The organism is Pseudomonas sp. LBUM1653 (genome assembly GCF_059716115.1).
Genome location: NZ_CP166803.1, coordinates 2,883,856 through 2,904,527, shown reverse-complemented (window position 1 = coordinate 2,904,527; position 20,672 = coordinate 2,883,856). Strand labels below are relative to the sequence as shown.

At 61.0% G+C, this 20,672-nt stretch carries 15 protein-coding genes; 12 read left to right on the top strand and 3 right to left on the bottom strand.

What is annotated here, in order from left to right:
* The first annotated feature begins 3 nt into the window (after positions 1 to 3).
* Positions 4 to 1,386, top strand: a complete 1,383-nt coding sequence (lpdA, locus tag ACA054_RS13230) for a dihydrolipoyl dehydrogenase (protein WP_497689780.1) — start codon at positions 4 to 6, stop codon at positions 1,384 to 1,386.
* Positions 1,387 to 1,620: 234 nt separating this feature from the next.
* Positions 1,621 to 2,640 (top strand): branched-chain amino acid aminotransferase, encoded by a 1,020-nt coding sequence (locus tag ACA054_RS13225; protein ID WP_497689779.1) that lies wholly within the window; start codon positions 1,621 to 1,623, stop codon positions 2,638 to 2,640.
* Between the two features lie 251 nt (positions 2,641 to 2,891).
* Here the strand turns inward: ACA054_RS13225 and ACA054_RS13220 are convergent, their stop codons facing one another.
* Positions 2,892 to 3,230 (bottom strand): FKBP-type peptidyl-prolyl cis-trans isomerase, encoded by a 339-nt coding sequence (locus tag ACA054_RS13220; RefSeq protein ID WP_497689778.1) that lies wholly within the window; start codon positions 3,228 to 3,230, stop codon positions 2,892 to 2,894.
* Between the two features lie 144 nt (positions 3,231 to 3,374).
* On the opposite strand from ACA054_RS13220, the gene ACA054_RS13215 reads away from it, so the two are divergent.
* From ACA054_RS13215 to ACA054_RS13200, 4 genes are all read left to right on the top strand, one after another.
* Positions 3,375 to 4,430, top strand: coding sequence for a M4 family metallopeptidase (locus ACA054_RS13215; protein WP_497689777.1), 1,056 nt, complete (start codon positions 3,375 to 3,377; stop codon positions 4,428 to 4,430).
* Entirely contained in the window at positions 4,427 to 4,750 is a 324-nt protein-coding gene (locus ACA054_RS13210) for a protealysin inhibitor emfourin (RefSeq protein WP_497689776.1), read from the top strand. The genes ACA054_RS13215 and ACA054_RS13210 overlap by 4 nt, the downstream gene beginning before the upstream one ends.
* Positions 4,751 to 4,854: 104 nt before the next feature.
* A complete protein-coding gene (locus ACA054_RS13205; RefSeq protein WP_497689775.1) occupies positions 4,855 to 6,663 on the top strand; it encodes a monovalent cation:proton antiporter-2 (CPA2) family protein in 1,809 nt (602 codons plus the stop codon).
* 91 nt (positions 6,664 to 6,754) lie between these two features.
* A complete protein-coding gene (locus ACA054_RS13200) occupies positions 6,755 to 7,855 on the top strand; it encodes a DNA alkylation repair protein (protein ID WP_497689774.1) in 1,101 nt (366 codons plus the stop codon).
* Between the two features lie 94 nt (positions 7,856 to 7,949).
* On the opposite strand, the gene ACA054_RS13195 is transcribed toward ACA054_RS13200, so the two are convergent.
* Positions 7,950 to 8,855, bottom strand: coding sequence for a LysR family transcriptional regulator (locus ACA054_RS13195; protein WP_497689773.1), 906 nt, complete (start codon positions 8,853 to 8,855; stop codon positions 7,950 to 7,952).
* 120 nt (positions 8,856 to 8,975) lie between these two features.
* Between ACA054_RS13195 and ACA054_RS13190 the strand changes: the two genes are divergently transcribed.
* The 3 genes from ACA054_RS13190 to ACA054_RS13180 all read left to right on the top strand — a co-directional run bounded on the left by ACA054_RS13190 (position 8,976) and on the right by ACA054_RS13180 (position 14,488).
* Positions 8,976 to 10,622 carry a GMC family oxidoreductase gene (locus ACA054_RS13190; RefSeq protein ID WP_497689772.1) on the top strand — a complete coding sequence of 549 codons (1,647 nt, stop codon included), beginning with the start codon at positions 8,976 to 8,978 and terminating at the stop codon, positions 10,620 to 10,622.
* Positions 10,623 to 10,838: 216 nt separating this feature from the next.
* A complete protein-coding gene (locus tag ACA054_RS13185) occupies positions 10,839 to 12,461 on the top strand; it encodes an MFS transporter (RefSeq protein ID WP_497689771.1) in 1,623 nt (540 codons plus the stop codon).
* Positions 12,462 to 13,492: 1,031 nt separating this feature from the next.
* Entirely contained in the window at positions 13,493 to 14,488 is a 996-nt protein-coding gene (locus ACA054_RS13180; protein WP_497685826.1) for an IS110 family RNA-guided transposase, read from the top strand.
* A 212-nt stretch (positions 14,489 to 14,700) separates the two neighbouring features.
* Here the strand turns inward: ACA054_RS13180 and ACA054_RS13175 are convergent, their stop codons facing one another.
* Positions 14,701 to 15,069 (bottom strand): DUF427 domain-containing protein, encoded by a 369-nt coding sequence (locus ACA054_RS13175; RefSeq protein ID WP_497689770.1) that lies wholly within the window; start codon positions 15,067 to 15,069, stop codon positions 14,701 to 14,703.
* Between the two features lie 258 nt (positions 15,070 to 15,327).
* On the opposite strand from ACA054_RS13175, the gene ACA054_RS13170 reads away from it, so the two are divergent.
* The 3 genes from ACA054_RS13170 (at position 15,328) to ACA054_RS13160 (ending at position 20,103) form a co-directional block, all read left to right on the top strand.
* Positions 15,328 to 17,280 carry a DNA topoisomerase III gene (locus tag ACA054_RS13170; RefSeq protein WP_497689769.1) on the top strand — a complete coding sequence of 651 codons (1,953 nt, stop codon included), beginning with the start codon at positions 15,328 to 15,330 and terminating at the stop codon, positions 17,278 to 17,280.
* Between the two features lie 301 nt (positions 17,281 to 17,581).
* Complete coding sequence (locus tag ACA054_RS13165; protein WP_497689768.1) at positions 17,582 to 19,321, top strand: dipeptidase; 1,740 nt, start codon at positions 17,582 to 17,584, stop codon at positions 19,319 to 19,321.
* Between the two features lie 323 nt (positions 19,322 to 19,644).
* Entirely contained in the window at positions 19,645 to 20,103 is a 459-nt protein-coding gene (locus ACA054_RS13160) for an REP-associated tyrosine transposase (protein WP_497689767.1), read from the top strand.
* Positions 20,104 to 20,672 lie beyond the last annotated feature (569 nt).

The following is a 20,672-nucleotide window of genomic DNA, read 5'->3' as shown; positions in this document are numbered from 1 at the left end:
GTCATGCAAACTTTGCACACTACGCTGCTGATCATCGGCGGCGGCCCTGGCGGTTATGTGACCGCGATCCGTGCCGGCCAGCTGGGCATTCCAACCATTCTGGTGGAAGGCGAATCGTTGGGCGGCACCTGCCTGAACATCGGCTGCATCCCGTCCAAGGCGCTGATTCACGTCGCCGAGCAGTTCCATCAGACCCGGCAGCATAGCCAGCAGTCGGCGTTGGGCATCACCGTGTCGGCACCCACGCTGGACATCGGCAAAAGCGTCGAGTGGAAGGACGGCATTGTCGATCGCCTGACCACCGGCGTCGCGGCGCTACTGAAAAAGAACAAGGTCCAGGTCATTCAAGGCTGGGCCAAAGTGGTTGACGGTAAAACCGTCGACGTCGGCGAAACGCGCATTATTTGTGAACACCTGGTGCTGGCCACTGGGTCCAAAAGCGTGGACCTGCCGATACTGCCGATTGGCGGGCCGATCATTTCCTCCACCGAAGCCCTGACGCCGACGTCCGTGCCGAAGCGGTTGATCGTGGTCGGTGGCGGCTACATCGGTCTGGAGCTGGGGATTGCCTATCGCAAGCTCGGTACCGACGTCAGCGTCGTCGAGGCTCAGGAACGCATCCTGCCCGCCTACGACGCGGAATTGACCCAGCCGGTGCATGAAGAACTGAAGAAGCTTGGTGTAAGGCTTTACTTGAACCACCGCGTTCAAGGCTTTGATTCAAATGCAAATACGCTTCAAGTCAGTACGCCAGATGGTCACACATTGAATCTGGAGACCGACCAGGTGTTGGTCGCCGTGGGCCGTAAGCCGAACACCCAGGGCTGGAACCTCGAAGCGCTGAACCTTGCGATGAACGGCGCGTCGATCAAGATCGACAACCGCTGCCAGACCAGCATGCGCAACGTGTATGCCATCGGCGACCTCAGTGGCGAACCGATGCTCGCCCACCGGGCCATGGCCCAGGGGGAGATGGTGGCCGAGCTGATCAGCGGCAAGAGCCGCGAGTTCAACCCCACCGCGATCGCCGCCGTATGCTTTACCGACCCGGAACTGGTGGTGGTCGGCAAGACCCCGGACGAAGCCAAGGCAGCAGGCCTTGACTGCATCGTGTCGAACTTTCCGTTCGCCGCCAATGGCCGGGCGATGACGCTGGAGTCCAAAAGCGGCTTCGTACGGGTGGTCGCCCGTCGGGATAATCATGTGATCGTTGGCTGGCAGGCGGTGGGGGTCGGAGTATCCGAATTGTCCACGGCGTTCGCGCAAAGCCTGGAAATGGGCGCGCGGCTGGAAGACATCGGCGGCACCATCCATGCGCATCCGACCTTGGGTGAGGCGGTGCAGGAAGCGGCGTTGCGTGCTCTCGGCCACGCGTTGCATCTGTAACTAACTCACCCTGATCGTTCCCACGCTCTGCGTGGGAATGCCTCAACGGACGCTCCGCGTCCGCTCTTGGGACGCGGAGCGTCCCGGGCTGCATTCCCACGCAGAGCGTGGGAACGATCAAAGGAACGCAATCCAGGCTGCGATTTCGGCCCGGAATGAAGTATTGTTGTCCCCATCCAGAAAACGTCAGAAACATTGAACCGTTTCGGCGGTTGTTAAGTGATAGAGGGTGTCATGGGTAACGAAAGCATCAATTGGGACAAGCTGGGTTTTGACTACATCAAGACCGACAAGCGCTATCTGTCGCACTGGCGTAATGGCGAGTGGGACACAGGCACCCTGACCGAAGACAATGTGCTGCACATCAGCGAAGGCTCCACGGCCCTTCACTATGGCCAGCAATGCTTCGAGGGCCTGAAGGCCTACCGTTGCAAGGACGGTTCGATCAACCTGTTTCGCCCGGACCAGAACGCCGCACGCATGCAACGCAGCTGCGCGCGCCTGCTGATGCCACAGGTGTCCACCGAGCAGTTCATCGAAGCGTGCAAGGAAGTGGTCCGCGCCAACGAGCGTTTCATCCCGCCTTACGGCACCGGCGGCGCGCTGTACCTGCGTCCGTTCGTGATCGGCGTGGGTGACAACATCGGCGTGCGTACCGCACCCGAGTTCATCTTCTCGATCTTCTGCATCCCGGTCGGCGCCTACTTCAAGGGCGGCCTCACCCCGCACAATTTCCAGATCTCCAGCTACGACCGCGCGGCCCCGCAAGGCACCGGCGCAGCCAAGGTCGGCGGCAACTATGCGGCCAGCCTGATGCCGGGTTCCAAGGCCAAGAAAGCCCACTTCGCCGACGCCATCTACCTGGATCCGATGACCCACACCAAGATCGAGGAAGTCGGTTCGGCCAACTTCTTCGGGATCACCCACGACAACAAGTTCGTCACCCCGAACTCGCCGTCGGTGTTGCCGGGCATCACCCGCCTGTCGCTGATCGAGCTGGCGAAATCGCGTCTGGGCCTGGAAGTGATCGAAGGTGACGTGTTCATCGACAAGCTGGCGGACTTCAAGGAAGCCGGCGCTTGTGGTACTGCAGCCGTGATCACGCCAATCGGCGGCATCGACTACAACGACCACCTGCACGTGTTCCACAGCGAAACCGAAGTCGGCCCGATCACCCAGAAGCTCTACAAAGAGCTGACCGGCGTGCAAACCGGCGACGTCGAAGCGCCAGCGGGCTGGATCGTCAAGGTTTGACCTGACGCCCCCCTGCAATAAAAATCGCCGCCCTCGAATTCGAAGGCGGCGATTTTTTTTGGGCTTTTCCCCTGTAGGAGCGAGCACGCTCGCGATGATCTCAAATGCACCGCGTGTATCCAGTATCCCCGCGTCATCGTTGACGTCCATCGCGAGCATGCTCGCTCCTACAGGGATACAAACGGTCTCAACGGATCGGCGTTCTTGTTTCTATGTTTCTCAGGATTGCGTGAAGAACTTTTTTTGCCACTTCAATCATCCCGCGTCAGCACTTCCAGCAACTCGATCTCGAATATCAGGTTCGAATTCGGCGTGATCTTGCCCATCGTGCGCTCGCCATAGGCGAGGTGCGCCGGGACCAGCAATTTGCGCTTGCCACCGACCCGCATGCCCATCAGGCCCTGGTCCCAACCCTTGATCACCCGCCCTGAGCCGATCACGCACTGGAAGGGTTTGCCTCGACTGTAGGAAGAGTCGAATTCGCTACCGTCTTCCAGCCAGCCGCGGTATTGGGTGGTGATCAGCGCGCCTTTGACGGCGGCCTTGCCGTCACCCGGCTCAAGATCAATGATTTGCAGTTCGTCGTTCATGTTCTTAACTCATCTACAGTGCCCTGGACTTGCGGGCGCGGACGGAGGTTTTCGCAGAATCCGCTGCCGATGGCAACCCGCGGAACCGAATGCCCCTGCGCCGCTCACAAAAGTATCGTCTTCGCGATAAGAAAGGATGCTCTGATGACCGACCTGCGCAGTTTCATTCCGCCGTACATTCTGCATCGTATCGTCGCGCATGGTTCTGAACGCCAGCGTTCCAGCGCGATGAGCACGCTGGTCCATGTGCGTACCCTGTGGCACCCGCCTGGCCCACCGGTACGCTCTGCTGCCGCCGCGATCCTGCCCCCCCCCGGCAAACCTGGCCAGGCTCAGCGCAGCGTGCATGATGCCCAGGGCAAAATGCTCTTGCCCGGCATGCCGGTGCGCCTTGAAGGGCAGGCACCGAGCGGTGACCCGGCGGTCGATGAAGCCTACGACGCACTGGGGGCCAGCTACGATTTCTTCTGGAAGGTGTTGGCCCGCGACTCCATCGACAATAAAGGTTTCGCCCTGATCGGCAGCGTGCATTATGGCCAGGACTACGAAAACGCCTTCTGGAACGGCTCGCAGATGGTCTTCGGGGACGGCGATGGCGAAATCTTCCAGCGCTTCACCCGCTCGCTGGACGTGGTCGGGCACGAACTGACCCACGGTGTGGTCGAGAGCGAAGCGGGCCTGGTGTATGCCGACCAGTCCGGGGCGTTGAATGAATCGCTGTCGGATGTATTTGGCGTCCTGACCAAGCAATATCTACTGGGGCACACCGCCGACCAGGCGGACTGGCTGATCGGCGCGGATTTGCTGACACCGCGCATCAAGGGCATCGGTTTGCGCTCGATGGCCCACCCGGGCACCGCCTATGACGACCCGCTGCTGGGCAAGGACCCGCAACCGGATCACATGCGCAAATTCGTGATCACCCAGGAGGACAATGGCGGCGTGCACATCAACTCAGGCATTCCCAACCGGGCGTTTTATCTGGCCGCCAAGGCCTTGGGCGGATTTGCCTGGGAAAAAGCCGGGCTGATCTGGTACGACGCACTGTGCGACAAGCGCTTGAGCCGCGAAACGTCATTCAGTGCCTTTGCAAAACTGACCGTCGAGCATGCGCGCCGGCGCTTCACCGCCAATGAAGCCCGGGCGGTGCAGCGTGGCTGGTCGGAAGTGGGCGTCGATTCGACGCGGGAGGCACCATGAAAACCCTGCCAACCCTGGACGACCGGGCGGTTGTGCGCCTCTCACGCCAGGGCGGCTTCGCAGCGATCCAGGCCTTGACGCGCCCCCGGGAGATCGAATTCGCTCAATGCAATATCGAGCAGCGCTCGCGCATTTGTGTACTGCTTGAAGGTTGCCTGCCGCTGGCCAACTCGGCCACAGGCGGTGGCGATCAGCGTTTTTACCAGATCGAGCTGCGCTACCGCGAAGGCGAGCAGGACGACCAGATGGTATTGAAAGTGCCGGAAAACCAGGCCCCCGATGAGCTTGTACGGCTCTGGGACATAGGTGAATTGTTGTAGCGTCGCGGCATTGACCGCTCGTTACTGTTTCCCGCGATAGCCTTGAACCAAGACCTGCCTTTATCCTTGTCGACCCGCCGTACCGAGTTGATGGAGTTTTTTTCATGCCCCATGAAGGCAGTCTGTTGCAAGCCGCAGTCGTGTTTCTGCTCGCGGCCGTACTCACCGTTCCCCTGGCCAAGCGCCTGCAACTGGGTGCGGTGCTGGGTTATCTGTTTGCCGGAGTGATCATCGGCCCCTCGGGGCTGGGCCTGATCGGCAATACGGAAAGTGTCGCGCACATCTCGGAACTCGGCGTGGTGCTGCTGCTGTTCATCATCGGTCTGGAGTTGTCGCCACGACGGTTGTGGGTGATGCGCAAAGCGGTGTTTGGCGTGGGCCTGGCGCAGGTGCTGCTGACCGGGGCGCTGCTGGGCGTGTTGGCGCTGTATGTCTTCGGGCAACCCCTGAACACCTCGATCGTGCTGGGCCTGGGACTGGCCCTGTCGTCCACCGCGTTCGGTCTGCAAAGCCTGGCCGAACGCAAGGAGCTGACCAGCCCCCACGGGCGCCTGGCGTTCGCGATCCTGCTGTTCCAGGACATCGCCGCGATTCCGCTGATCGCCATGGTGCCGCTGCTGGCTGGCAGCAGTGAAAACCTCAGCGCGGCCGACGATGTGAACCAGGGTCTGCGCGTGCTGATCAGCATCGCCATTGTGGTGGTCGGCGGGCGCTACCTGCTGCGCCCGGTGTTCCGCGTGGTCGCCAAGAGCGGCTTGCCGGAAGTGTCCACCGCGACCGCGTTGCTGGTGGTGATGGGCACCGCCTGGCTGATGGACCTGGCCGGTATTTCAATGGCCCTCGGCGCATTTCTTGCCGGCCTGCTGCTGGCGGACTCCGAATATCGGCATGAACTGGAAGCGCAGATCGAACCCTTCAAGGGCCTGCTGCTGGGGCTGTTTTTCATGAGCGTCGGCATGGGCGCCAACCTGAGTCTGCTGCTGAGCGAGCCCATCGTGGTGCTGGGGCTGACCGTGCTGCTGATCGCCGTCAAGCTGCCGTTGCTGTTTGTCGTGGGCCGACTGGCCGGCGGTTTGAACAAGATCAGTGCCATTCGCCTGGGCATCGTGCTGGCGGCCGGTGGTGAGTTTGCCTTTGTGGTGTTCAAGATCGGCCGTGATCATGACTTGTTCGATCCGCGCCTGTACGACTTGCTGGTGCTGGCGATCACCCTGTCGATGGCGTTGACGCCCCTGTTGCTGCTGTTGTGCGCCCGTCTGGTCAGCCCGAAGGTGCAACCGGTGACGGTGCCGGAGCAATTCCGCGAAATCGACGCCGATGAACCCCGTGTGGTGATCGCCGGCATGGGCCGTATGGGGCAGATCGTCGCGCGCATCCTGCGGGCACAGAACATCAAGTTCGTGGCCCTAGACACCTCGGTGGAAACCATCGAACTGTCGCGCAGCTTCGGCGGCGTGCCGGTGTACTACGGCGACCCGATGCGTCCGGAAATCCTCAGTGCGGCCAAGGTTGGAGACGCCGAATTCTTCGTCATCGCCACCGACGACCCGGACACCAACATCAAGACCGCCGAACTGGTGCACAAGCTCTATCCGCACATCAAGATCATTGCCCGGGCGCGCAACCGCCAGCATGTGCATCGACTGGTGGACCTGGGTGCCCATGCGGTGCGCGAAACCTTTTACTCCAGCCTGGAAATGAGCCGGCAGACCTTGATCGGCCTGGGACTGACCCCGGCCCAGGCCGATGCACGGATCAAGCGTTTCAAACATCACGACGAGCAGGTGCTTGAAGCCCAGCATGCGATTTACGACGACGCGGTGAAGGTCAAGCAGACGGCGCAGGAAGCGCGGGCGGAACTGGCACGGTTGTTCGAGTCGGACCAGTTGGAAGAGCAAGCGAAGAACGGTTGAGGTGAATTTGCCGGCCTCTTCGCTTGTAGGAGCGTGCGATGCGGCGATCCGACTTGCCCGCGAAGAACGATAACGCGCACTGGAGCCCTCCATGGCTGGCGACACATCTTTCCCTGCTCTCAAGGAAATTTTCAACGCCGAACGCCTGCGGCACATCGCCACCGAGATGACGGCGGTGTATCCCGGCTTCGATGCGAAGGGTTTCCTGAAACTGGCCAACAACGGCTTGGCCGAGTTGTCGGTGATGCAGCGCCTGGCCCGCGTCAGCGAATGCCTGCACGCGGTACTGCCGCTGGGTTATGAAGCGTCGCTGGAGGTATTGCGCGCCCTCGCCCCTCGCCTCAACAGCGGCTTTGTCAGTATGTGCCTGCCGCATTACGTGGCGACTTATGGTGCTGACCGGTTCGAACTGTCGATGGACGCGCTCAAGTACTTCACCGCGTTCGGCTCCTCGGAATTCGCCGTCCGCCATTTCCTGCGTGGCGATATGCAACGCTCGCTGCAGCTGATGCATGCCTGGTCGCTGGACGCCAACGAGCATGTCCGGCGCCTCGCCAGCGAAGGTTGCCGGCCGCGCCTGCCGTGGTCGTTTCGCCTGGAGCAGGTCCAGGCCGACCCGCGACTGGCCGCCGGGATTCTCGACAACCTCAAGGCCGACACCAGCCTTTACGTGCGCAAGTCCGTGGCCAACCACCTCAACGACATCACCAAGGACCATCCCGAGTGGGTGCTGGACCTCATCGAGGGCTGGTCGCTGGACAACCCACACACCGCATGGATCGCCAGGCACGCCCTGCGCAGCCTGATCAAACAGGGCAACATGCGTGCCCTGGCGATCATTGGCGCGGGCGACAAGCCTGAGGTCCAGATCATAGATGTACAGGTCAATCCGCCGGTGATCGGGCTCGGCGAAAAAATCACCCTGTCCTTTGTGGTCAAATCCACGGTACATGACAGCCAGCGCCTGGTGATCGATTACGCCATCGATTACGTCAAGGCCAACGGCAACACCTCGGCCAAGGTCTTCAAGCTCAAGGCCCTGACGCTGCCAGGCAACGCCACGCACTCCATCGCCCGCGGCCAGCACATCAAGGAACTGACTACCCGCCGGCATTACGCGGGCAAGCATGCAGTGCATGTGCTGGTGAATGGGGAGCTACTGGCCAGCACGGCGTTCGAAATCCTCCCCTGAAATACGCTTTGTAGGAGCCAGGCTTGCCGGCGAACCAGGCGCCGCGATGTATCTGTAACACCGCGTTATCGTTCTTCGCCGGCAAGCCTGGCTCCTACAGGATCTGAGGGGGATTGGGGCCCAGCAGCAGGTCCTGCTCACGCTCACACAACTCCACCACGTAATCCCACATCACCCGCAGCCGCACCGATTTGTGCAGCTCGCGCCGGGTGCTGATCCAGTAGCTGCGCAGGATGCTCTCTTGCGGGAACAGCGGCACCAGCGCGGGATCGGCACTGGCCATGTAGCACGGCAGCACGGCGATACCCAGTCCAGCCCGCGCGGCCTGTTGCTGGGCGATGACGCTGGTGCTGTGGAACACCACCTGCGGGTTGCGGCAGAAGCTGTTGAGGAACATCAGTTCCTGGCTGAACAGCAAGTCGTCAACGTAGCCGATCCAGGCATGCCGCCCCAGATCTTCACGATTGCGCAGCGCCGGCGAACGGTCGAGATAGTCCTGGCTGGCGTAGAGCGCCAGGCGATAGTCCGTCAGCTTGCGCGTGACCAGCATGTCGGCAGCCGGGCGCTCCAGGTGGATGCTGATTTCCGCCTCGCGGTTGAGGATGCTGACGAAGCGCGGCACCGCCACCAGCTCCACCTCCAGCCCTGGGTAACGCTCGAACAGGCCGTTCATGCGGCTGGCGAGGAACATGATGCCCAGCCCTTCCGTCACCCCCACGCGGATCTTGCCCAGCGGTGCGGTGGATTGAGTGATTTCTTCCTGCGCCAGCAGCGCGACGTTCTCCATAGCCTCGGCGTGCTTGAGCAATGCTTCGCCGGCCGGGGTCAGCTCGTAACCCTGGGCATGCTGCACGAACAGTGCGGTGCCCAGGCTCTTTTCAACGGCCTCGATATGCCGCGCCACGGTCGCATGGGTGGTGTTCAAACGGCGCGCGGCGGTGAGCAAACGCCCGCTACGCTGTAGCTCGAGAAAGAACCGCAGGTCATTCCAGTCGAACATCGTCCATCCTTAGGTCAGCGTTGTTTAAAAACGAACAGCAGCTGGGTAAAAACTAACATTCTTTTAACGAAAGCTAACAACTAGGATGATCCCCAACAAGAACAACAAGCGAGGTCAGGGATGCACGCTTCCCTTGATGAATACGACTACATCGTGGTCGGTGCCGGTCCGGCCGGTTGTTTGCTGGCCAATCGACTGTCGGCCAACCCACAACACCGCGTGCTGCTGCTCGAAGCCGGCGGTCGCGACAACTACGCCTGGATTCACATCCCGGTGGGCTACCTGTTCTGCATCGGCAACCCGCGTACCGACTGGTGCTTCAAGACCGAGGCGCAACCGGGCCTGCAGGGTCGTACCCTGAGTTACCCGCGCGGCAAAGTCCTGGGCGGCTGCTCGTCGATCAACGGCATGATCTACATGCGCGGCCAGGCCGGCGATTACGATGGCTGGGCGGCCGACGGCAACCCCGGCTGGCGCTGGCAGGACGTGCTGCCGTTGTTCAAGAAGAGCGAAAACCATTTTGCCGGCGAATCAACCTTTCACGGCGCCAGCGGCGACTGGCGGGTTGAACGCCAGCGCTTGTCCTGGCCGATTCTCGATGCCTTCCGCAGCGCAGCCGAGCAGAGCGGCATCGCCAGCATCGATGACTTCAACCAGGGCGACAACGAAGGCTGTGGCTATTTCCAGGTCAACCAGAAGGCTGGTATCCGCTGGAATGCGGCCAAGGCGTTCCTCAAGCCGATCCGCCAGCGCCCCAACCTGACGGTGCTGACTGGTGTCGAGGTCGACCGCGTGCTGCTGGAAAACGCGCGCGCGTCGGCGGTCAGCGCCCGCTGGCAAGGCCAGGCCAAGACCTTCAAGGCGCGCAAGGAAATCATCCTGTGCGCCGGTTCCGTCGGCTCACCGAGCATCCTCCAGCGTTCCGGCATCGGCCCTCGCCCGCTACTGCAACGCCTGGGCATTGGCGTCGTCCATGAACTGGCCGGCGTCGGCGGCAATCTGCAGGACCACCTGCAACTACGGCTGATCTACAAACTGGAAAATGCCCGCACACTGAACCAGATCGCCGGCAGCCTGTGGGGCAAGATGGGCATGGGCCTGCGTTATCTGTATGACCGCAGTGGTCCGTTGTCGATGGCGCCGAGTCAACTGGGGGCCTTTGCCCGCTCCGGGCCGGAGCAGACGTCGGCGAATCTGGAGTACCACGTGCAACCGCTGTCGCTGGAGCGCTTTGGTGAGCCGTTGCATGCCTTCCCTGCCTTCACCGCATCGGTTTGCGATCTGCGTCCGCAAAGCCGGGGCAAGGTGGAGATCCGCTCGGCCGATCCACAGCAAGCGCCGCTGATTCAACCCAATTACCTGAGCCACCCGGAAGATTTGCGAGTCGCCGCCGATGCCATTCGCCTGACCCGGCGCATCGTTGCCGCGCCGGCCCTGCAAGCGTTCAAGCCGGTCGAATACCTGCCCGGCGACAGCCTGCAAAGCGAAGAACAACTGCACGAAGCCGCCGCGCGGATCGGCACCACCATCTTTCATCCCGTCGGCACCTGCCGGATGGGCAACGACGCGGACGCGGTGGTCGATGCCGAACTGCGTGTGCACGGCATCCCCGGCCTGCGCATTGCTGATGCCTCGATCATGCCGCGCATCACCTCGGGTAATACTTGCTCGCCTACGCTGATGATCGCGGAGAAAGCTGCGGAACTCATTCTTGACCCTGACACAAGGAGCATCACCCTGACAAAGGAACTGGCCACGCATCCGTGAACCCTACACGGACACTGTAGGAGCGAGCCTGCTCGCGATGGACCTGAGAGCGCCGCGTGGTGTCAGGTTTCCAGCGTTATCGTTGACGACCATCGCGAGCATGCTCGCTCCTACAAGGTAACGGGTACACCCGTTTTATGGATAAACGCGGCACCAGCCCACAAGGCCTGTGCCGACAGTGGAACAACAAAAACAATCACTGTGAGGGATACCGATATGTCAGAACACGTTCAGCCCCTGGAAGCCGTGCGCAGCGCGGGCACCAGCCAGGAAACCCAGAAAGTCATCTTCGCCTCGTCGCTCGGGACGGTCTTCGAGTGGTATGACTTTTTCCTCTACGGCGCCCTCGCGGCGGTGATCAGCAAACAATTTTTCGCCGGGGTCAACGACACCACGGCGTTCATCTTTGCCTTGATGGCGTTTGCCGCCGGCTTCATTGTCAGGCCGTTCGGCGCTCTGGTGTTCGGCCGGTTGGGAGACATGATCGGGCGCAAATACACCTTCCTCGCCACCATCGTGCTCATGGGCGTGGCAACCTTCTGCGTCGGGTTGCTTCCGAATTACGCGAGCATCGGCATTGCCGCGCCGATCATCCTCGTAGTGCTGCGCATGCTCCAGGGCCTGGCGCTGGGTGGGGAATACGGCGGCGCCGCGACCTACGTGGCAGAGCACGCGCCGATCGGCAAGCGCGGTTTCCACACCAGCTGGATCCAGTCCACCGCCACCCTTGGCCTGTTGCTGTCGCTGCTGGTGGTCCTCGGTTGCCGCTACTTCACGGGTGATCAGTTCGAAGTCTGGGGCTGGCGCATTCCGTTCCTGTTTTCGATCATTCTGCTGGGCATCTCGACCTGGATTCGCCTGAGCCTGCACGAGTCGCCTGCGTTCGTGAAGATGAAAGAGGAAGGCAAACTCAGCAAGTCGCCGATCCGCGATTCCTTCGGCAAGTGGGAAAACCTCAAGGTGGTACTGATCGCCCTGTTCAGCATCAACGCCGGGCAAGCGGTGACCTTCTACGCTGCGCAGTTCTATGTGTTGTTCTTCCTCACCCAGTTCCTGAAAATGGATCCCGCGGTGGCCAACGGCTTGCTGATCGTCAGTGTGACCATCGGTGCCCCCTTCTTCATTTTCTTCGGCTGGCTGTCGGACAAGGTCGGGCGCAAACCCGTGCTGATGCTTGGCCTGCTGCTTGCCACTGCGTTGTACTTCCCGATCTTCAAGACCTTGGCCCACTACGCCAACCCAGCCATTGACCTGGCCAGCCGCCAGGCCCCGATTACCGTGCTCGCGGACCCGGCCACCTGCACCTTCCAGTTCGACCCGGTGGGCAAGGCGAAATTCGACAGCCCATGCGACAAGGTCAAGACCTTCCTGGTCAAGCAGGGCCTGCCCTACCAGAGCGCAGCGGCCCCGGCCGGCAGCGGTGTTCAGGTCAGCATCGGTGACGTGAAGATCGACGGTTTCGACGAAGCGGCCCTGCGTGGCGCGGTGACCCTGGCAGGTTACCCGCAACAAGCCGACATGCAGCAGATCAACAAGCCGATGATCGTGGCCCTGATCGTCGCGCTGATCATCATCTCCGCCATGTGCTACGGCCCGCTGGCGGCGCTGATGGTCGAACTGTTCCCTACCCGCATCCGCTACACCTCGATGTCCCTGCCCTACCACATCGGCAATGGCTGGTTCGGCGGGTTCCTGCCGACGGTGTCATTTGCTTTGGTGGTCTACACCGGCGACATCTTCTACGGGCTGTGGTACCCGGTCTTGATCACCGGGGTGAGCCTGGTGGTGGGGATGCTGTGTCTGCGTGAGACACGTAACGTCGACCTGGATAAAAACTGACGCGAACCTAATGACCATGCCCTGCAGTGCGGGGCATGGTCGTGGTTCGCCGGGTACATATCCATTGCTGCGGTAACGGCTACTTATGGTTTCGCTCTTACAGCGACTCACTTTTCCAAACGCCGAAAAGTAAGCAAAAGGCTTTGCCCCACCACTCGGTGCCTCGCTAGAGCTCGGCATGCCCTCACTCCGGCATTGCTCCGTGGGTCGCCGCGATGGGCCATCCATGGCCCAGCGCGGCTAAACCGGCGTCCTGCCGGTTTACCCACTGCGCAATGCCTGCGTTCGGCCATCGTGGTTTAACGGGGCGCCCAAATCTAAAGCCAAAACGAGGCGGCCTTAAAGCCGACCTGACTTTTACGGATGTACCTGATCCCCTGTGGGAGCGAGCTTGCTCGCGATGGACGTCAACGATAACGCGTCCTGTCTGGATGGGCGCGTTGTTTGGAAGACCATCGTCGGAACGCCGCCCGGAGCAAGCTCGCTCCCACAGTTGGATCGCGGACAGACCTGCAATCAGGTCGGCTTTAAGGCCGCCTCGCCTTGCTTTGGCTTTTGATTTTCTTGCCCCATCGAGAGGCCGAGTGGAGGTTCTGCGCAGTGGGTAAACCGGCATGGATGCCGGTTTAGCCGCGCTGGGCCAAGGATGGCCCATCGCGGCGGGCCCTGTAGGAGCGAGCATGCTCGCGAAAAACCTGAGAGCACCGCGGGGTGTCAGGCTCCCCGCGTCATCGTTGATCTCCATCGCGAGCATGCTCGCTCCTTGTATGTTGTCCCTGTACCCAGCGAGAGAGGTTAAGCTCGGCAGCGTACACACAAGTAAGTGCGTTTCTGGGGGAGGCCGATCGCTCCTGAAGGCAGGATTTGCTCCTGACCTTGTCTGTAGAGAGGCCCCCCCGCCTCATTGCCCACCACGAAGAGTATCGAGAAGCCGACAAGTCGGACTTCGCATTACAAGGTTGCAGTGGCATGAAGTTCGAGGTCGGGGGAACCAGGTGCAATCTTACCTAAAGCCAAGGAAGTGAAAAGCAATGAATGCGCATGTCGGCATAGATATCAGTGCTCGCAGTTCAGCCATGGGATGGCGGCAGAACGGCAAAGCAGCAGGCAATGGAGACATTCAGCACACACCCAAAGGTCGCAAGGCCGCTGTGGAAAAGCTGCTACGTCTCAAGCCGCTAAGCGTTGTCATGGAGGCCACCGGTATTTACTACCTGGATCTTGCGATGGAGTTGCACGCCGCCGGCTTGCCGGTCTCGGTGATCAATCCCAAAAGCTTCCACAACTTTGCCAAGCTGATGTTGCAAAACAGCAAGACTGACCAGATCGATGCCCAACTGCTGGCCGAATACGGCGAGCGTATGGGGCCTAGGCTGTGGGTCCCGCCCACTGCGGAACAGATGATGCTGCGTGCGATTGGTCGCCACATCAACCGACTGATTGGCCATCGAACACGAGCCAAAAACGAATTACACGCCCTACAAGCAACAGAAACGAGTGTGGAGCTGCTGATCGAGGATGAGAAGGAGGCGATTGCAGGACTGGACTCCCGGATTGATCGCTTGAAGAAAGCCGCACGTGAGGCCATCGCCAAATGCCCGGATCTGAGTTTGCAGTTTCGCTGCATGATGGCGGCGCCCGGCGTTGGAGAGGCCTCGGCCATCGCCGCACTGGCTGAGCTGACGACCCTTCCAGTGACGCTTAAATCGGCACAGGTAAGCCGCTATGCAGGCCTGGATGTCAGACTGACCCAGTCAGGCACCAGCGTGAACCGGCCAGGACGAATGTCCAAGTGCGGTAATGCTTACTTGCGTGCAGCGATGTTCATGCCGGCGATGACGGCAATCCGTTGTGATGAGAATGTGAAGGCCTTCTACGAGGCACTGGTAGCGCGCGGCAAGAAGAAAATGCAAGCCATCGGCGCGGTCATGCGCAAATACCTAACCGGGTTATGGGCATGCATGCGCTCCGGAGAAGAATTTAATACGGCCAAGCTTTTTAGCAAAAAACATCTCGCGAAAGCTTGACCGTGAACAGAGTATCTACAGGTCTCTTCCAAGTGACTCGCTGTAAAAGCGAAACCATAGGAGGCCGTTACCGCAGGAATGGATATGTACACCTGAAGGAATAGCGTCGGCTGTCAGGCCGCCATCGTCGGAACGCCGCCCGGAGCAAGCTCGCTCCCACAGTAGATCGGGTACATCCAAGAGCGAATGGTATCCCCGCACAACCCTGTCCATCACTCATCAATATCGATCAACTCGAACGTCACCTGATCAGGATAGAACGCCACGTAGCCCCTAATCTGCTCGACAGACACTTTGGGATTTTCGTAGCTCCAGACTGCATTGGCACCCTCATGTCCCGGAGCCTGCAAACTGAAATAACTGGCATCGCCCTTGTACGGGCAATAGCTGGTGTGGTCGGTGCGGGCGTAATACTTTTCGTCGATGTCTTCGCGCGGCACGTAGTACACCGGAGGGTAATTGGCCTCCAGCAGAACCAGCGCACGAGCGGACGCTGCCACCTGAAATCCGTGAAACTTCACCAGCAGGCAGCCGGGCTGCTCGGCGATGGTGATGACAGGACTGGGACCGGAGCTTTTCATGGAATTGCCACCTCATGACGGTGATGGACCTGTAACAGCAGGGATTGCCGGCAAGGGCTGCACAACGCCCCGGAAATCTTGGTTTATCAGGTATAACCCAAGTTGCAGGCCTGCGACGGGTTCGCAGCCGAACGGATTCACCGGGTTGCGCAAACACGTGCAACGCTTTGACTGTACATCCATACAGATAATGATTGCTCTCACGCCTGACTCACGCCATCCTGTGCAACTTGCGGACATTGATCGACGATGGTGGTTATGCGGTTGTACCTCTGTGAAAAACCCTCCCAGGCCAAAGACATTGCGGCCGTGCTCGGCGCGCGGCGGCGCAGTGATGGCTGCTGGCTGGGAACGGACGTCACGGTGACCTGGTGCATCGGCCACCTGCTGGAAACCGCTCCCCCGGATGCCTATGACGCGCGCTACAAGCGCTGGGTACTGGCGGACCTGCCGATCATTCCCGACAAATGGAAAATGACCGTCAAGCCGCGCACGGCCAGCCAATACAAGGTGGTCAAGCGCCTGCTCGGCGAAGCGTCCGAGCTGGTCATTGCCACGGACGCTGACCGTGAGGGCGAAATGATCGCGAGGGAACTGGTGGAACATTGCCGCTATCGCGGTCCGATCCAGCGGTTGTGGCTGTCGGCGCTGGACGATGCCTCGATCCGCAAGGCCCTCGCCGCACTCAGGCCCGGCGCGCAGACCTTCAGCCTCTATCATTCGGCACTGGGGCGCTCCCGGGCCGACTGGCTGATCGGCATGAACATGAGCCGGCTGTTCACGCTGCTGGGCCGCCAATCCGGTTATCAGGGCGTGTTGCCGGTCGGCCGGGTGCAGACCCCTACCTTGCGCCTGGTCGTGGATCGCGACCGCAGCATCGCCGACTTCGTGCCCGTGCCCTACTGGGCTGTCGAGGTGCAGTTACTGCACGACGGCACCGCCTTCACGGCACAATGGCGGGCTGCATCGGAGGTGTGCGACGACCAGGACCGCTGCCTGAATCAGGCGCTGGCCCAACGAGCAGCTGCGGCCATGCGCACCGCCGCAAGCGCCAGGGTCATCAAGCTGCGCACCGAACGGATGCGCGAAGTGGCGCCGCTGCCCTTCGACCTCGGCACCTTGCAGGAGGTCTGCTCGAAAAAGCTCGGGCTCGGCGCCCAGGAAACCCTCGACATCGCCCAGGCGCTCTACGAAACCCACAAGGTCATCACCTACCCGCGCAGCGACTGCGGCTACCTGCCCGTCAGCCAGCACAGCGAAGCACCGGGCATTCTGGCGGCGCTACGCCAGGCCGACCCGGCACTCAACGCCCTGCATGACTACCTGGAGCCCCAGCGTCGCTCACGGGCCTGGAACGATGCCAAGGTCAGCGCGCACCACGGCATCATCCCCACCGCCGCAGCGAAAAATCTCGATCGACTGGTGGGCAAGCAGCGCGCGGTCTACACCTTGATCCGCGCCCGGTACCTGGCGCAGTTCCTGCCCAATCACGAGTTCGACCGCACCCAGGCCGACTTCGATTGCGCCGGCGAGGCCTTGCGTGCCGTTGGCAAGCAAATCGTCGAGCCCGGCTGGAAACGCGCCCTGCCCGAAGCCCTCGCACCCGCCAAGGGCCGCGAAGCACCCGCCCCGCAAACCCTGCCCAACCTCAGGGAAGGAATTGATTGCGCGGTTGCCGACGTGCAACTCAAGGACCTCTGGACGCAACCGCCCAAACCCTTCACCGAGGGCGACCTGATCAAGGCCATGAAGAACGTCGCCAAACTGGTGGAGGATCCATTGCTCAAGCAAAAGCTCAAGGACACCACCGGCATCGGCACCGAAGCGACCCGTGCCTCGATCATCCAGGGGCTGCTCGACCGTGGCTACCTGATCAAGAACGGCAAGGCGCTAGCTGCAACCCCGGCCGCTTTCAGCCTGATCGATGCGGTACCGCGCGCCATTGCCGATCCGGGCACCACGGCCATCTGGGAGCAGGCCCTGGACATGGTGCAGAGCGGGGAAATGAGCCTGGACGAGTTCGTCACCAAGCAGGCTGCCTGGATGAGCAAGCAAGTCAGCCGTTGCGCCGGCCTGAGCCTGACCATCAGCGGTCCGGCCAGCCCTGCCGGGCGCGGTGCAACGCCGTGGAAAAACAAACGCAAGCCGGCCCAGCGCAAGCCGGCGGGCACCAGCAAACGAGGGACGAAAACGGCCAAACCGGCGAGCTAGACCTGTAGGAGCCGGCTTGCTGCGGGCGGCGTTCCGACGATCGAGGACTGTAGGAGCCGGCTTGCTGGCGATGGCGATCTTGCGGCCGTCATCGCTGGCAACCCGTGCGCCCGTACGTTGTTGATTGAAGTCAAACATTGATAGTTCTAGGTTTTCATTTCTGCGCCGCTTTCGCATTTCTGTGCGACAGATCCCACTTCAGGGGCTCCCCACCCCACCCTTGCGGTGTTAGTTTGCAGACGTTTCTGATTAAACGATCAGATATTTCCTACAAACCGCCTGCAAAGGAATGCCCCCAGCAATGGACTTTTCACTCAAGCACCTGGCCGCAGCCACCCTGATGCTCGCCAGCCTGTCGTCGTTCACCAGCGCGGCACATGCCAACATCACCCCGCAACAGAGCGCGATCATCCTCAAGACGTTCAGTGATGCCTCGGTCACGGACTTCAGGCAGTTCCTGGCAAGCCTGGCCAAGAGCGACGTTGCCAAGACCGACGACCTCGGCCCGGCCATCAGTGCCTTCCTCGATAACAAGACGCTTACTCCTGAGCAGCAAAACGAAATCCATCGCCTGCTTGGCCTCTACACACGGGTGAAGTACGGCAGCGCGGCCACCGAAACCCTGCGTGAACTGGTGGCCATACCCACCATGCGCGTGGACGGCGTTGCCCAGCACGACAATCCCGAGTTCATCAAGATCGCCGAGAAGATCAAGAGCCTGGCCCAGGGGTTCAAACTGAACTTCCGTAACATCGACAACCGCGTCTATGAAATCTCCCTGGAAGGCACTGGCGACGAAGTCGTGGGCATTCACGCCCATGCCGACGTGGTGCCGGTGACGCCAGAGAACTGGGTGCTGCAGGATGGCACCCGGCTCGATCCGTTCAAGGTCACCCTGGTGGGCGATCGCATGTATGGCCGGGGCACCGAGGATGACAAGAACGGCATCGTGGTCGCGCTCTACGCCATGAAGGTCATCAAGGAAGAAAAGCTGCCGCTGGCCAGGAACTTCAAGCTGCTGGTAGACACCACCGAGGAAACCACGGGCGACGCCATCCCCTACTATTTCGAACGTAACCCGACGCCCAACTACAACCTGGCACTGGATGGCGGCTACCCGGTGGTGATCGCCGAGAAAGGCTACGGCACCGTCATGGCCAGCTTCGCCAAACGCAAGGGTCAAGGCAAGGGCGCTGAAATCACCTCGATGACCGGCGGCCTGGCCACCAACCAGATTCCGTCGACCTCGGTCGCCACCCTGGTGACAGACAAGCCCGAGGAACTGGCCGCCAGCCTGCAAAAGGCCGGCATCGAATATGCCATGCGCAATGGCGGCAACTTCGACGTCGCCACCAAGGTGGTCGGCAAGGACGTCAAACTGACCGTCACCGGCGTGTCCGCCCACTCCTCCGAGCCTGAATCCGGCGTCAACCCGGTGGCCAGGATGCTGGACTTCATCAACAGCCTCGACGGCAAGGTCGCGCTCAAGCACAACCACATCACCGACGCCGCCCGCTACGCCGCCGACAACTGGGGATTGGACTACCTGGGTGGCAAATTGAAGGTGGGGTTCTCCGATGAGTTCATGGGCCCGCTGACCACGTCGCTGACCTATGTCGGGATGGATGAAAAAGCCTTCAAGCTCGCGGTCAACCTGCGCGTGCCGAAGGGCAAGTCCCCGGAAACGCTCAAGACCCAAATCGCCACAAAACTGGATGCCTGGAGCAAGAACAGCAAAATCGCAACGACCTTCGACTACTCCATCGCCGAACCGATGTACCGCAACCCCGAGGGTGAATGGGTCAAGGCCCTGCTCGCCGTGGCCAGCGAAAACCTCGGCATGGAGCACAAGTTCGGCACCTCCGCCGGCGCCACTTCGGTGCACGAACTGCCCAACGGCGTGCAATTCGGCTTGGCCATGCCGGACGTCAAATACACCGGTCACAACGACAATGAGTTCAAGACCACCGAGCAGTTCCTGCTCGACCTGCAGATCGTGACCGAGATGATGGGCCGCATCGGGCAATTGCCGAAGCTCTGATCCACCTGGCGACCTCGTCGTTCTGGCGGGGTCGCTGCGTCGCAATTGGCACCCCCACCCTTGTAGGAGCCAGGCTTGCCGGCGAAGCAGGCGCTGCGGTACATCTGCCACACCGCGTTACCGTTCTTCGCTTTGTAGGAGCCAGGCTTGCCGGCGAACCAGGCGCTGACGTACATCTGCTGCACCGCGTTATCGTTCTTCGCGGGCAAGTCGGATCGCCGCCCGCTCGCTCCCACAGACACATCAGGAATAACTGTTCACCCTCGCTCTTCCTCCGGCGTTCTAGCCTGAACTGACAACGCCATGATCAAGGAAGATGAACCATGCCAACCATTCGCCATGCGCGTCGATTGCGCACCGGGCGCTATTCAGCGCCGGGGCAGATCTATCTGGTCACAACTGCCGTTCAGAACCGGGACCCCGTTTTCAAAGACTTCATGCAGGGCCGGCTCGTGGTCGATGCGTTGAGGAAGGCTCAGGAAGAGGAGCTGGTGCTTTCTCTGGCCTGGGTTGTCATGCCGGACCATCTCCATTGGCTGTTCGAGCTCAAAGACCGCACGCTTACTTACGTAATGGCGAGGACAAAATCACGCATTGCGCTCGCGTTGATTCGTTCGATCAAGCGCGATGGATCACTCTGGCAACATGGCTTTCATGACCGAGCGATTCGCAGGGACGAAGACCTGCAGACGGTGGCGCGCTATATCGTGGCCAATCCGTTGCGGGCAGGACTGGTCGAGAAAATTGGCGACTATCCGTTGTGGGATGCCGTGTGGCTGTAGGAGCCAGGCTTGCCGGCGAACCAGACCCCGCGGTGTACCTGCTACACCGCGTTATCGCTCTTCGCGTGTAGGAAGCCAGGCTTGCCGGCGAACCAGGGCCATGGTGTACCTGATGCACCGCGTAATCGTTCTTCGCGGGCAAGCCTCGCTCCTACAGGCGAACCAAGCGCCACGTTGTACCTGATGCACCGCGTTACCGTTCTTCGCGGGCAAGTCGGATCGCCGCACCGTTCGCTCCTACAGGAGTTGAGCATCCCTTGCACGCTTTCCTGATGCCCATACCAAAGCATTAATTCCACACACCCATGTCCAGTGTTCAGTGCTTTGGTTTGCCCATAAATTCCCAGCTGCCGAGGCGTCGCCGGATGGCCTGTCCCTGGTCCCGCAGGCGCTACCTTTAACACACACATGAGTGTCGATCATGACTGATGAGACAAGCGGAACCAGCCGTAGAGCATTGATGACAACCGGTGTCATGGCCGCAGCCCTGGCCGTGACGATTCCTGCGCTTGCGGCGCAGCCAACCCAGGCACGTGTGCCGGCGGGCAGCAAAGGCGACGGCAATGCCA

Excerpts from the sequence above, each read along its gene's own strand:
- lpdA (WP_497689780.1), top strand. The coding sequence starts at position 4 with ATGCAAACTTTGCACACTACGCTGCTGATCATCGGCGGCGGCCCTGGC.
- ACA054_RS13215 (WP_497689777.1), top strand. The coding sequence starts at position 3,375 with ATGACCGACCTGCGCAGTTTCATTCCGCCGTACATTCTGCATCGTATC.
- ACA054_RS13180 (WP_497685826.1), top strand. The coding sequence starts at position 13,493 with ATGAATGCGCATGTCGGCATAGATATCAGTGCTCGCAGTTCAGCCATG.
- ACA054_RS13195 (WP_497689773.1), bottom strand. The coding sequence starts at position 8,855 with ATGTTCGACTGGAATGACCTGCGGTTCTTTCTCGAGCTACAGCGTAGC.
- ACA054_RS13220 (WP_497689778.1), bottom strand. The coding sequence starts at position 3,230 with ATGAACGACGAACTGCAAATCATTGATCTTGAGCCGGGTGACGGCAAG.
- ACA054_RS13185 (WP_497689771.1), top strand. The coding sequence starts at position 10,839 with ATGTCAGAACACGTTCAGCCCCTGGAAGCCGTGCGCAGCGCGGGCACC.
- ACA054_RS13160 (WP_497689767.1), top strand. The coding sequence starts at position 19,645 with ATGCCAACCATTCGCCATGCGCGTCGATTGCGCACCGGGCGCTATTCA.
- ACA054_RS13210 (WP_497689776.1), top strand. The coding sequence starts at position 4,427 with ATGAAAACCCTGCCAACCCTGGACGACCGGGCGGTTGTGCGCCTCTCA.
- ACA054_RS13205 (WP_497689775.1), top strand. The coding sequence starts at position 4,855 with ATGCCCCATGAAGGCAGTCTGTTGCAAGCCGCAGTCGTGTTTCTGCTC.
- ACA054_RS13170 (WP_497689769.1), top strand. The coding sequence starts at position 15,328 with ATGCGGTTGTACCTCTGTGAAAAACCCTCCCAGGCCAAAGACATTGCG.
- ACA054_RS13165 (WP_497689768.1), top strand. The coding sequence starts at position 17,582 with ATGGACTTTTCACTCAAGCACCTGGCCGCAGCCACCCTGATGCTCGCC.
- ACA054_RS13190 (WP_497689772.1), top strand. The coding sequence starts at position 8,976 with ATGCACGCTTCCCTTGATGAATACGACTACATCGTGGTCGGTGCCGGT.
- ACA054_RS13175 (WP_497689770.1), bottom strand. The coding sequence starts at position 15,069 with ATGAAAAGCTCCGGTCCCAGTCCTGTCATCACCATCGCCGAGCAGCCC.
- ACA054_RS13200 (WP_497689774.1), top strand. The coding sequence starts at position 6,755 with ATGGCTGGCGACACATCTTTCCCTGCTCTCAAGGAAATTTTCAACGCC.
- ACA054_RS13225 (WP_497689779.1), top strand. The coding sequence starts at position 1,621 with ATGGGTAACGAAAGCATCAATTGGGACAAGCTGGGTTTTGACTACATC.